The sequence below is a fragment of the Herpetosiphon geysericola genome (genome assembly GCF_001306135.1).
In the GTDB taxonomy this organism is placed as follows: Bacteria; Chloroflexota; Chloroflexia; order Chloroflexales; family Herpetosiphonaceae; genus Herpetosiphon; species Herpetosiphon geysericola.
Genome location: NZ_LGKP01000015.1, coordinates 96,602 through 108,631 on the forward strand (window position 1 = coordinate 96,602; position 12,030 = coordinate 108,631).

The following is a 12,030-nucleotide window of genomic DNA, read 5'->3' on the forward strand; positions in this document are numbered from 1 at the left end:
CATGGCAATACTTAGATCGCGAATGCGGTATTGGGTTGGAAACGCAATGATCTGCTATGGAGGCTGCTCGAATGACGGACGAAGCGCAAAATGTCAGCGCGACTAACGGTGAAGAGGAAAAAGAGGGCGTATTGCAAAAGCTGGCCGATAAGGCTCGCGAAGTAGTCGCCGAAGTGAAGGAAGAACTGGCTGAAGTGAAGGAAGATCTTGGCGAAGCATTGGCTGACGCTCGCGAAAAAGCAAGCGAAGTCTTGGCTGAAGTCAAAGAGCGGGTTGGCTTAGGTGGTGGTGAAGAAACCAGCGAAGAGACGACGCAAGAAGCAACCCAAGAAACCACCGATGAAGCTGGCGCAACCTTTGAACCAAGCGGCGAAGAAGATGGCACTACGCCACGTCGTTTGGCCGATTTGCACGCTGGCATGGAACTTGAAGGCCGCGTCACCAGCACCGCTTTGTATGGCGTGTTTGTTGACATCGGCGTTGGCCGCGATGGTTTGGTCCACATCTCAGAAATGAGCGACCAACGGATCGAATCGCCAACCGATGTTGTGCAAATTGGTGATATGGTCAAAGTTCGGGTCAAGAGTGTTGATCCCGATGCTCGCCGCATCAGCTTGACAATGCGCTCGCCTCGTTCAGAAGGCCGCCGCCGCGCACCCAAGCGCCCAGAAGTCAACAACGACAAATTGGGCGAATTGAAGCCAGGCGATTTGGTTGATGGCACGGTTAATGGCATCGCGCCATTCGGCGTGTTCGTTGACATCGGTGTTGGCAAAGATGGTTTGGTCCACATTTCAGAGCTTTCAGAAAGCCGTGTGGAAAAAGCCGAAGATGCAGTCACCGTTGGCCAAAGCTACACCTTCCGCGTGTTGGAAGTTGACACTGGCGCACAACGCATTAGCTTAAGCTTGCGCCGCGCCAAGGAAGATTTCCAAGAACGGCCAAAAACCCCACGCCGCCGCGAAGTAAACTTGGATGTGATTGCTCCAGGCACCGTGCTTGATGGCAAAGTCAGCGGGATTGCTCCTTTCGGCGCATTCGTTGACCTTGGCGTTGGCCGCGATGGTTTGGTTCACATCTCAGAGCTTTCCGAAGGTCGGGTTGGCAAAGTTGACGATGTGGTTAAAGTTGGCGATCCGGTCAAGGTTCGCGTCTTGGAAGTCGATCCCGATTCAAAACGGATCAGCTTGACCATGCGGGTTGAAGAAGCCCCAACCACCCCAATCTCAACCAGTGGCTCATCACGCTTGGATCGCGACTGGACGAACCCAGCTGCGCGTGAAGACCGCCGTGGTGGTGGCAACGCTGGTGGCAATGCTGGCGGCAACGCTGGTGGTGGCCGCCGCAACGAACGCCGCGATCGCCCAGCCCGCGAACCAGAAATTTATAGCGTTGGGGTTACTGAAGAAGAAGATTTTGGTGGTAATGCAACCCTCGACGATTTGTTGTCGAAGTTTGGTTCAGGCCACGACGATCGTCGCTCAGCACGCCGCCGCTACGAAAAGCCTGAAGAACAAGAAGATGACGGCTTCGAAAACCGTGAATCACGTGCTCGCCGCGATGCAATTCGCCGCACCTTGCGCGATTCACAAGAAGACTAATTCGTTCTGATGCTTAACATCAACAGGGATGGGCTTTTGGCTCGTCCCTGTTGGCATTTAAGCGTATACTTAATGCAACCTATTAAACTGTAGCGATGTTTGATAGCTACTGGATTTTATGCTGTGAGGATTGGATGCCATGCGGACATTTCGCATGATTTGGGCTAGCGCTGCTGGTTGGATGACCGATTATTTTCTGACGATGTTAATCGTGCCGCTCGGGTATGCAGCGCTCAGTATTGATACGCCCAATGATATTCAATTGACCAATCCGCTGCACATTGTTGTGGCGTTGATCTTGCCCGCATTGATGACCATGATTGGTGGTGGGGTTGCAGGCCGCTTGGCACTGGAAAATCCAACCCCTGCTGGGGCCTTAGTTGGTGGTTGGGGCTTGCTGATGTTGTTCGATACGCCATTGGAGCAAAATAACTTTAGCTTAGCGATGCTGATTACCCAATGTGTTGCGACCATCGGCGCGGCGCTTATGGCAAACTATATTGCCAAACGCACCTTGCAAAAAAGCTCGCTAGAATAAGGATTTTTAGCTATGCAAACAATTGTGGCCTATGTGCCAGATTTAATGTTTGGGATTCGCGTGCGCGATGTGCTGCAACAACTTGGCTATCACGCAATTGTGGCCGATAGCTTGGCTGCCGCCCAACAGGCTTTAGCCGCCGATTTAGGCTTATTGATTGTTGATCTGCGCAGCGAGAGCGAAGCGACCAGTGCTTTGGTGCAGGCCGCCAAAGCGCTTGATCCGCAATTGCCAGTGCTGGCCTTTGGCTCACACGTTGATGTTGAGCGCCAAAAAGCCGCCCGAGCTGCTGGTTGTGATCGGGTGGTGGCTAATTCGAAGTTTAGTAGTGATCTACCCAACCTGATTGCTACCCTTGTGCGGCCTCAGAGCGCAAGCTAAGTACTGCTAGCGTGCATTGCCTAAGATGGCGCTATCCGTTATACTGCATCTGTTTTTATGGCTGCGCGTTTGCACCCAACCCGTGTTAACTACGCTCGCTTAGAGGTACCTTTGTGGAGGCGACAATGACAAATGCTGTTCGCAACCCTGCTATTATTTTGGTTGAGGACGAACCTGATATCTTGATCATTTTGCATCGGATTATGCGCGATTTGACCGGCGGTTATGATATCGTCACGGTCAACAGCGCGCAAGATGCGCTAGGGGTGCTGACCGAACGCTCATGCCCTTTGTTGATCACCGACCATAACATGCCTGGCATGACCGGCACCCAACTTACCCAAGTGGTCAAGCAAGATTATGCCGATACGAAGGTGATTATTATTACCGCCTATGCTACGCCAGAAGTTGAGCGCACCGCCCGTACTGCTGGCGTCGATTACTTCTTGACCAAGCCGTTCTCGCTTGATCGTTTGGAGCAAATTATCAAGGAAGTGCTGGGCAAGGTATGAGTGTTGGGCTGTGGCAAACTCCTGAGCCAACAGCCCAGCCTACGCTTGTCAAGACCTTGGTGATTGGTGCGGGCTTAATTGGCTCGTACTTAGCCTTACAAAGCAAGGCCGAGGTTGTGCTCGATGCGCGGCACGTTGCTGGCGGTGCTTCTGGGCGCAACGGCGGCCTTTTGTTGACTGGGATTGCTAATTCGTATCAGGCGGCTTGCGCTGAGTATGGCCGCGATTTGGCCCAAGCTTTGTGGCGTACCACGATTCGCAATCGCGAGTTGATGATTGAATGGGCGACCAAGCTTGGCTCGCCAGTGCGCCGCTGTGGCTCGTTGATTTTTGCCTATAGCGAGCAAGAACATGCAGAGCTTGCCGCTGCTGCAAGCATGATGCACGACGATGGCTTTGCCACCGAGTGGCACGCTGAAGATCCAACCAACCGCGGTTTTTGGGGCGCGTTGCACAATCCCGACGATGGCGCGATTCAGGCAGCGCTGTTGACTGAAGCGTTGTTACGTGAAAGCGGCGCTACGCTGTATGAAGCCAGCGAAGTCTATGCGCTCGAATCAACTGCCGATGGCGTGTTGGTGCGCGCCCGCACTGGCAATTGGCTGGCCCAACAGGTTTTGGTGGCAACCAACGCCTGGACAGGTTTGCTGTTGCCAGAATTTGGCTCGTTGGTGATTCCAGCCCGTGGCCAGTTGTTGGCAACTGCGCCAATCGAGCCAATTTTAGTCCAAGCCTGCTATTGCGATTATGGCTTCACCTATTTTCAGCAAACGCCTGCTGGTAATTTAGTCATTGGCGGGTTTCGCAATCGCGCCATTGCTGAAGAACAAACCTTTGCTGATTGCACCACGCCAATCATTCAAGAGTTGCTAGATGGCTTTTTGCAGCGCCACTTTCCTGAGGCAGCAGATGCGCCGATTGAACGGCGTTGGGCTGGTACGATGGGCTTTGCGCCCGATCATCGGCCTTTGGTTGGGCGTTTGCGTCGCGACGAGCGGATTGGCTTCGCAGTGGGGTTTAGCGGCCATGGGCTTGGCTTGGGCCTCGTTGCTGCCGATGAGCTGCTGGCAGAATTGGCTGGTACGCCTGCGACGTTATTTAGCGCTCGCCGTTTTAGTGAAACTAACCACCTGTTCGTCTGATCAGGCTTAAACATCGGTCGCATGACCGTTGAGTGATTGTGCTTTGGACATTACACTCTGCGTTCGTGCGATTGTTGTTTTAGGAGGATCAGCTTGATGACGACCAAAGCTTTAGCTGGAAAAGTGGCGTTGGTGGCTGGGGCAACTCGTGGTTGTGGCCGTGGCATTGCAGTAAGTTTGGGCGAGGCTGGCGCAACCGTCTATTGTACAGGCCGCACGACGCGCACTCAACGTTCGCCAATCAATCGGGCTGAAACGATCGAGGATACTGCTGAGATGGTGACGGCAGCTGGCGGTCAGGGCATTGCCATCCAAGTTGATCATAGTGATCCGGCCCAAGTGCAAGCACTCATTCAACGGATTGACGCTGAACAAGCAGGTCAACTCGATCTTGTGGTCAACGATATTTGGGGCGGAGAGACGGCGGTGGTCTGGGGCCAAAAGTTCTGGGAAGGCGATATTCACAAAAATCTGAACCTCTTGCACAACTCGATTGATACCCACTTAATTACCTCATTTTATGCAGCGCCACTGCTGGTTGCCCGTGGTCAGGGCTTGATCATCGAAGTTACCGATGGCGATACGCTGAATTATCGTGGCCATAGCATCTACGATTTGATTAAAACGAGTGTGATGCGCATCGCCGTTGGCATGCACGAAGATTTAAAAGATCATGGCGTAACTGCATTAACTGTAACGCCAGGCTTTTTGCGCTCTGAGCAAATGCTCGACCACTTTGGCGTAGCCGAGGAGAATTGGCGCGATGCGATTGCCAAAGAGCCGCATTATAGCGAATCCGAAACACCTTATTATCTTGGGCGTGGGATTGTGGCCTTAGCCAGCGACCCTAACGTTACCCAAAAAGCTGGCAAAACCTGGGCCTCGTGGACATTGATGGAAGAATATGGCTTCTTCGATGTTGATGGCCGTCAGCCCAATTGGGGCGCGTATTACGCCAAAGTGCTAGAACAAGCATAAAGTCAAAAGTCAGAAGGCAAAAATCAAAAAAGAATCATCGTGGAACGTAGCGGCGCAGAGTTTTACAAGGATGAATTATGAGGGATGAGGGATGAAGTTGAGAACATAGAACATAGAGCAAAGAACATAAGGGATGAAATTTAACCACGAAGAACACGAAGAGCACGAAGGAAAATGGCTGAAGGCTCTTGGCTATTGGCTATCGGAATATAATTTGTGTAATTCGTGCAATTCGTGGCTAAAAAATGGTTGTTGGCTGTTGGCTAGTGGCTGTGGGCTATCGGCAATAAGTTGGAAACATTAAAACCTATATCATATAGCCTTGCTTGCTCTGCGCCTCTGCGTTAAAAACTTATTGTCTGAATTGTGGGCAAATATTGTGATAGCTCCCAGCCACTAGCCTATTCTGACATTGATATTTAATTTTATTCTTCTGATTTTTGAGTTTTGCCTTCTGACTTCATTCTTACTCAACTGCTGCGTTTAAGCGGACATAATGAATATGATCTTCCCAAGTGCCATTGATTTTGAGATATTTGCGGGCCAAGCCTTCGTGCTCAAAGCCTAGTTTTTCGACCACCCGAATCGAGCGTTGATTGCGCGGCATAATGTTGGCTTCGATGCGGTGCAAGCGTAAATCAACAAACGCATACTCAATTACTGCCTGCAAGGCTTCGCTGATATAGCCGCGCTTGGCATAGGCTTGATGAACTTCGTAGCCAAGATGGCACGACCAAAACGCGCCACGCACAATATTGCGCAAGGCAACCATGCCAACGATTGATTGTTGATCGATTTCGGTCAGCCAGAGGGCTAAGCCCTGCTCGCGATCACGCCCAATCCGATCGCTGCGTAAGCGTTCGCGCTGACCCTCAAGGGTCAGAAAACTGGCATCCATCGTCGGCGACCAAGGCTGGCGAAATTCTGCATTGGCCTGATAGAACTCCAAAACCCGCTGAGCATCGTATTCTTCGAGCACATGCAGTTGCAGCCGCTCGGTTTGACGTAACAGCATCGCCATTCTCCTAAATCAAAATGCTAGCAAGAATGAGTCTTGAGTAGGCTAAAATCTTGCAGGGACAAAAAAGCACTGGTGGAATTGCTCCACCAGTGCTTGCAACCAAAGCTTTGGTTTAGAGTGGGTTGGTCAAAACGACAATCACGGCGGTAGCCACGACGGTTGCCAAGGAAACTGGCAACAAGCGCTTCCAACCAAAATCCATCAGCTTGTCGTAGCGAATCCGTGGCAAGCTTGCGCGAACCCAAATCGACAAGAACAAGAAGAAGAAGATTTTAGCGGCGATGACCACAAAGCCAACCAATGCGCCCCAATTGCCTGCAATGTCTTCGAGGTATGGGAAGCGCCAGCCACCAAGGAACATGGTTGCTGCAAAGCCGCTCATGGCGATCAGCTTCATATATTCGGCCATGAAGAACAATGCAAATTTCATCGAGCTATATTCGGTTGCATAGCCACCGACCAACTCTTGTTCTGCTTCAACCAAGTCGAAGGGTGCGCGGGTCACTTCAGCAGTGGCCGCAATCAAGAACAAGAAGAAGGCCACAAAGCCGGTTGGTGTAAAGACAAACCACTTGGGAATAAAGCCCAGCCATGTGCCAGCCTGCGCGTTGACCATCTGCACCAAATCAAGCGAGCCAAAGCCATCTGCTGAGCGCGAGGCTGTCAACATCACTGGAACCAGCACCGAAAGCCCAAAGGCTAATTCATAGCTGATCATTTGCGCTGCCGAACGAACCCCGCCAAGCATTGAATACTTGTTATTCGAGGCCCAACCAGCAAGGGTAATCCCATACACGCCGATTGAGGTTACGGCCAAGAAATAGAGCAAGCCAATGTTCAAACTGGCGAATGCCAACGGAATGCGCTCGCCAAAAACGATCAAATCGGGGCCGAGCGGAATCACCGCGAAGATTACAATTGCCGGAATCGTCGCCAAAATGGGAGCAATCGTAAAAACCCATTTATCGGCGGTCGATGGCATAATATCTTCTTTGAACATCAACTTGACAGCATCGGCCAACGGTTGCAAATAGCCATTGGGGCCAGCCTGATTAGGGCCGACCCGATGTTGCAAGCGCGCCAATACCTTGCGTTCCATCAGCGTGAGGTAGGCAAAGCTGGTTAATGCAGCAAATGCTAATACCACAGCGTGGATAATCATCACCCATAGTGAGCGATCTTGCATGGCCTAGGCCTCCCGACGAATGGCTACTGGCGTTGCGCCACCTTCGACGACGCTGACCAAGCCCACATTATTAACCCCAACAGGTACGACGACCACGCCTTCGGGCGCAAGTTTGGTACGGTGAACTGGCAAACTGAGGCTGCCACGACCTGAGCTAACGGTCACGCGCTCGCCATTTTTGACCCCAAGCTTATCTGCATCAACTGGGTTGAGTGCGAGCACAGCCTTGGCTTTGCGGTTGTTCAACAAGTCGGTGTCAGTCAGCAACGCACCATCATCATACAAGAAGGTTGCGCCAACCAAGGTCCATGGACGGTCGGCAACGCTGGCTGGCGTGCTAACGCTGAATGGCTGCAAGGTTTGGATTGAGCTGGTTTCAACCGCTGCTGGCAATTGCACACCCAAGCCACCAGTATTTTGATAGGAAGTGCCATCGAAATAGTAGTTTTCGTTGGCTTGGCGGCCCCATTGACCAGTTGGGCCTTGCAAGCTGGCATAGCTCACGCCTTTGTAACCAGCAACATTGGCTTGAATATCCATCAAAATTTCTGCTGGCGAAGCATACGTCCATTCGCTGCGCACCCGGGCTTTATCTTCTTCGCGGCGGGCTTGCTTGCGGCTCTTATCGCCACCAGCGGTGCTCAGCACTGCTTCAGAAACCAATTGATTGGCCAAGGCTTGCAAAATTTGCCAGTCGGGCCGAGCATTGATCGTTGGACGAATTGCTTGGCGGAAGCGCTGCACGCGGCGTTCGGCGTTGGTGTAGGTTCCTTCGCGCTCGGCAACGCTCAAGACTGGCAAGACCACATCGGCCAATTTGGCGGTTTCGGTCAAGAACAGCTCTTGCACAACCAAGAAACCAAGTTTCTTCAAGCTCTCGGCGGCAACTGGATTATCGCCAACGGGATCAACTCCAGCCACATACAGGGCTTTGAGTTTGCCTTCGCGGGCGGCGCTCAACATTTGCTTGGCATCAAGGCCTACATTGCTCAAGGCTGCGTAATTTGGCCCACGGTCTGGCCGTACACCCAAATCAAGCGCGCCACGAGCATTTGCGCCCTTGAGCAAGCTGATCAAGCCGCTATTGGCAGCGCCAGCTTTGCGGGTCATCACCAAGAGGTTGGCCAAGCCAGCAGGCACGCTTGCGCCAGCAGTCAAGGCATCGCGACCATAGAAGATCACCAAGTTTTCGGCGCTGTTAATGAGCTCGGCAACTGCATTGAGTTTATCGGCGCTAATGCCGCTCGCTTGTTCATCGAGATTGAAGCCTTTGAGCGAGGCAACCAAATCGTTGAAGCCGCGCAAGGTCGCACGTTTGCCATCTGCTGGAGTGCTATCGAGCAATGGCTTGAGCAAGGCTGCCAAAATCGCGCTTTCGCTGCCATATTTGTAGCGCAAAGCGTGCTTTGCAATGCTATCGAGCTTGGTTGGGCGACCATTGAGCGTAATCACGCTGCCGCCACGGGTGTTGATGCCGCGAATCCGCAGCAAGTGCACTGGCGCTTCTTCTTCGGGATCGGCGCCAAACACCAGCACAACCGTGCCTTTGCCAAGGGTTGAAAGATCGGTGCCGCTGCGAATGCCATATTGGGCACCAACGTCATCAAGTGGCAAATCTAAGGCCGAGCCTGAGCGATGATCGATATTCGCCGAGCCAAGCGTTTCGCGGAAGAAGCATTGGAAGGCGTAGAGATCTTCGTTGGCCAACGATGTGCCTGCCAAACCACCGATGGCTTTGCCGCCAGTCGTGCTGCGAATGCCATCAAGTTGTTGGGCAACGATGCTCAAGGCTTCTTCCCAAGTCGCTTCTTGCAGTTTGCCAGCCTTGCGCACCAATGGCGTGGTTAGGCGTTGCTTGCTGGTATTGAAGTGATGGCCGAAGCGTCCACGATCACACAGCCAAATTTCATTGACTGCATCGTTTTCGCGGGGCATTACCCGTTTGATATCGTTCGAGCGGGTATCGAAGGTCATGTTACAGCCGACTGAGCAGTGATTACAGACCGTTGGAATTGGCTGCAATTCCCAAACCCGAGCTTTGAAGCGAAAGTCTGCTGAGGTCAACGCACCCACCGGACAGATGTCGGTGGTGTTGCCCGAAAACTTGCTATCAAATTCTGGGTCGGATTGCGAAATGATGTGCCAAGCACGGCCACGATTGTAGAAGCCGAGCACTGGATCGCCAGCAATTTCATCTTGGAAACGCACACAGCGGGCGCACAAGATACAGCGTTCGCGGTCGAGATAAATCAAATCGCCCAGTGGTACTGGCTTTTCAAAGTGCACTTTATCGTTGTAGTCGAAGCGGGTTTTGCCCGGCCCCCAACCCATGGTCAAGTTTTGCAATGGGCATTCGCCGCCCTTATCGCAAACTGGGCAATCGAGTGGGTGGCTGGTAAGCAAGGCTTCCAACACGCCGCGCTGAGCGTGCTCAACTTCGGAATCTTGGGTAACCACAACCATTCCTTCGCTGACTGGCGTGGTACAGGCGGTTTGCAAGCGTGGCATCATCGCAATGACTGATTTGCCATCAGCGTCAACGACTGGCTGGCGGGTGGCTGGGTCCATCTTGGGCGTGCCCACCTTGACCACACACATCCGGCACATGCCGACGGGAGCCATTTTGGGGTGATAGCAGAACACCGGAATCAGATTTTCGACTTGACGGGCAGCTTCGACGACCAAGGTGCCTTTTGGCACCGAGACCGTCTGCCCATCAATCGTCAACGTAACCATATCAGGCATGAGGCTGCCCTTTCTTGTATAAAGTACGTTTCAAGTATTATTTTTTAGCCACGAATTACACGAATTTCACAGATTGGGTTCTTGGATAATTATTATTTTGTCTATTCATTATTATTCAACATAAACGCTATTTTACAATTCGTTTATATTGAAGCGAATTCGCGCCAAAATTAATCAATAAACCCAAACGAAAACCCGTTAATGTTATGTAGTTCAGTGTTTGAGCTTCATGCTTTGGATGTAAGGTTGATATTGCTTTTATTTCGATAATAATGCATGTATCAATCACAAAATCCGCAATGAAATCCCCGACAATTGCTTCTTTATAGCGAACTATCAGCGGAACTTGTTCCTCAAACACTACTTGACGTAACAAAAGTTCACGAGCTAGGGCTTTTTGATAAACTGATTCTAAAAATCCTGGCCCCAGTGTTCGATGAACTTCCATCGCCGAACCAATAACTTGATATGATAATTCTCCGTGAATAATATTGGCCATTGCTTACTCCAGTATCTGGTCAAGTGCCATGGCTCCATTTGTAAGCTACAATGTTGGCAATAATTATTCGTGTAATTCGTGCAATTCGTGGCTAGCGAAACTGAAACGATCAATAATGCTTAGTGCTGTGCATCGATCGCTGCATCAAGCTCAGGACGGAAGAATTTGATCGCGCTATTGACCGCTGAGACTGATGAATCGCCCAGTGGGCAGAAACACTTGCCAAGCATCTGCTTACCAACATCAGCCAGCAACTCAATATCGCCAACCCGCCCGTGGCCTTCGTCGATCCGCTCCCAAACCTTGACCAAGAAGTGCGTGCCTTCGCGACAGGGCGAACACTTGCCACACGATTCGTGTTTGAAGAATTCGTCGACCTTCAAGGCCGCCCGCACAACCGGAACCGAGGTATCGAGCACGACCATCGCGCCTGAGCCAAGCATCGTTCCCGCAGCGGCCATATCATCCCATGTCATTGGCAAATCGAGGTGTTCCTCGGTTAGCCAGTTGGATGAAGCGCCGCCTGGAATGATGAACTTCAAGGGCAAATTCGGGTCGCGCATCCCGCCAGCCCAATCGAAAATGAACTCGCGAATCGTGATGCCCAAGGGAATTTCATAGTTGCCAGGGTTTTTGACGTGGCCACTAATCGAAACAGCCTTGGTGCCAGGCGATTTTTCGGTGCCGAACGAGCGGAACCAATCAGCGCCTTTTTCGATAATCCGTGGCACGTTGGTCAAGGTTTCGACGTTGTTGACCACAGTTGGCTTGGCATACAAGCCAGCGACTGCTGGGAAGGGTGGCTTCAAGCGTGGCTGGCCAATTTTGCCTTCGAGCGATTCGAGCAATGCGGTTTCTTCGCCACAAATGTAGGCTCCAGCGCCGCGATGGACATAAATTTCCACATCGTAGCCTGAGCCAAACAAATTCTTGCCAATTAAGCCACGTTCGCGAGCTTCAGCAATTTTTTGCTCAAGGAAGCGTGCACCATAGGCAAATTCGCCGCGAATGTAGATATAAGCGACGTTTGCGCCAATTGCAAAGGCACTAATCACAATGCCTTCGAGCAATTGATGCGGATTTTCGTCAATAATTTCATGGTTGTTGAACGTGCCTGGCTCGCTCTCATCGGCATTAACCACCAAATATTTGGGGTTTAATTCCTTGGGAACGAAGCTCCATTTAACCCCGGTGGGGAAGCCAGCGCCGCCACGACCGCGCAAGCCCGATTTTTTCACTTCGTCGATAATGGCGGCTGGAGTCATGCTGGTCAAGGCTTGCTTGGCCATTGCATAGCCACCATTTGCCAGATACACATCGAGATCGCGAATATTTTCAATATCGCGATTGCGCATCACAATATGTTCTTTGATTTCTGTCTTAGGCATAAGCACTCCAAAAGTCAGAAGTCAGAAGTCAAAAGTCAA

General features: G+C 51.7%; 11 protein-coding genes. 6 read left to right on the forward strand and 5 right to left on the reverse strand.

Features of this window, described 5'->3' with window-relative positions:
- Positions 1-71 precede the first annotated feature (71 nt).
- The 6 genes from SE18_RS09100 (at position 72) to SE18_RS09125 (ending at position 5,152) form a co-directional block, all read left to right on the forward strand.
- The gene (locus tag SE18_RS09100) at positions 72-1,601 is read left to right on the forward strand and encodes a S1 RNA-binding domain-containing protein (protein ID WP_054534132.1); all 1,530 of its coding nucleotides are present in this window, start codon (positions 72-74) and stop codon (positions 1,599-1,601) included.
- A 139-nt stretch (positions 1,602-1,740) separates the two neighbouring features.
- Positions 1,741-2,139 carry a hypothetical protein gene (locus SE18_RS09105; RefSeq protein ID WP_054534133.1) on the forward strand — a complete coding sequence of 133 codons (399 nt, stop codon included), beginning with the start codon at positions 1,741-1,743 and terminating at the stop codon, positions 2,137-2,139.
- Positions 2,140-2,151: 12 nt separating this feature from the next.
- Complete coding sequence (locus SE18_RS09110) at positions 2,152-2,520, forward strand: response regulator (RefSeq protein WP_054534134.1); 369 nt, start codon at positions 2,152-2,154, stop codon at positions 2,518-2,520.
- A gap of 125 nt (positions 2,521-2,645) precedes the next feature.
- On the forward strand, positions 2,646-3,032 hold the full coding sequence (locus tag SE18_RS09115) for a response regulator (protein WP_054534135.1): 387 nt from the start codon (positions 2,646-2,648) through the stop codon (positions 3,030-3,032).
- The gene (locus tag SE18_RS09120) at positions 3,029-4,174 is read left to right on the forward strand and encodes an NAD(P)/FAD-dependent oxidoreductase (protein ID WP_054534136.1); all 1,146 of its coding nucleotides are present in this window, start codon (positions 3,029-3,031) and stop codon (positions 4,172-4,174) included. Before SE18_RS09115 ends, SE18_RS09120 begins: the two co-directional genes overlap by 4 nt.
- Before the next feature lie 96 nt (positions 4,175-4,270).
- Complete coding sequence (locus SE18_RS09125) at positions 4,271-5,152, forward strand: SDR family oxidoreductase (RefSeq protein WP_054534137.1); 882 nt, start codon at positions 4,271-4,273, stop codon at positions 5,150-5,152.
- Between the two features lie 466 nt (positions 5,153-5,618).
- Here the strand turns inward: SE18_RS09125 and SE18_RS09130 are convergent, their stop codons facing one another.
- The 5 genes from SE18_RS09130 to nuoF form a co-directional block, all read right to left on the reverse strand.
- A complete protein-coding gene (locus tag SE18_RS09130) occupies positions 5,619-6,167 on the reverse strand; it encodes a GNAT family N-acetyltransferase (protein ID WP_054534138.1) in 549 nt (182 codons plus the stop codon).
- 118 nt (positions 6,168-6,285) lie between these two features.
- Positions 6,286-7,359, reverse strand: a complete 1,074-nt coding sequence (gene nuoH, locus SE18_RS09135) for an NADH-quinone oxidoreductase subunit NuoH (RefSeq protein ID WP_054534139.1) — start codon at positions 7,357-7,359, stop codon at positions 6,286-6,288.
- Between the two features lie 3 nt (positions 7,360-7,362).
- Positions 7,363-10,104, reverse strand: coding sequence for an NADH-quinone oxidoreductase subunit NuoG (gene nuoG / locus SE18_RS09140; RefSeq protein WP_054534140.1), 2,742 nt, complete (start codon positions 10,102-10,104; stop codon positions 7,363-7,365).
- Between the two features lie 127 nt (positions 10,105-10,231).
- Positions 10,232-10,603 (reverse strand): GxxExxY protein, encoded by a 372-nt coding sequence (locus tag SE18_RS09145; protein WP_054534141.1) that lies wholly within the window; start codon positions 10,601-10,603, stop codon positions 10,232-10,234.
- Positions 10,604-10,722: 119 nt separating this feature from the next.
- Positions 10,723-11,991 carry an NADH-quinone oxidoreductase subunit NuoF gene (gene nuoF, locus SE18_RS09150; protein ID WP_054534142.1) on the reverse strand — a complete coding sequence of 423 codons (1,269 nt, stop codon included), beginning with the start codon at positions 11,989-11,991 and terminating at the stop codon, positions 10,723-10,725.
- Positions 11,992-12,030 lie beyond the last annotated feature (39 nt).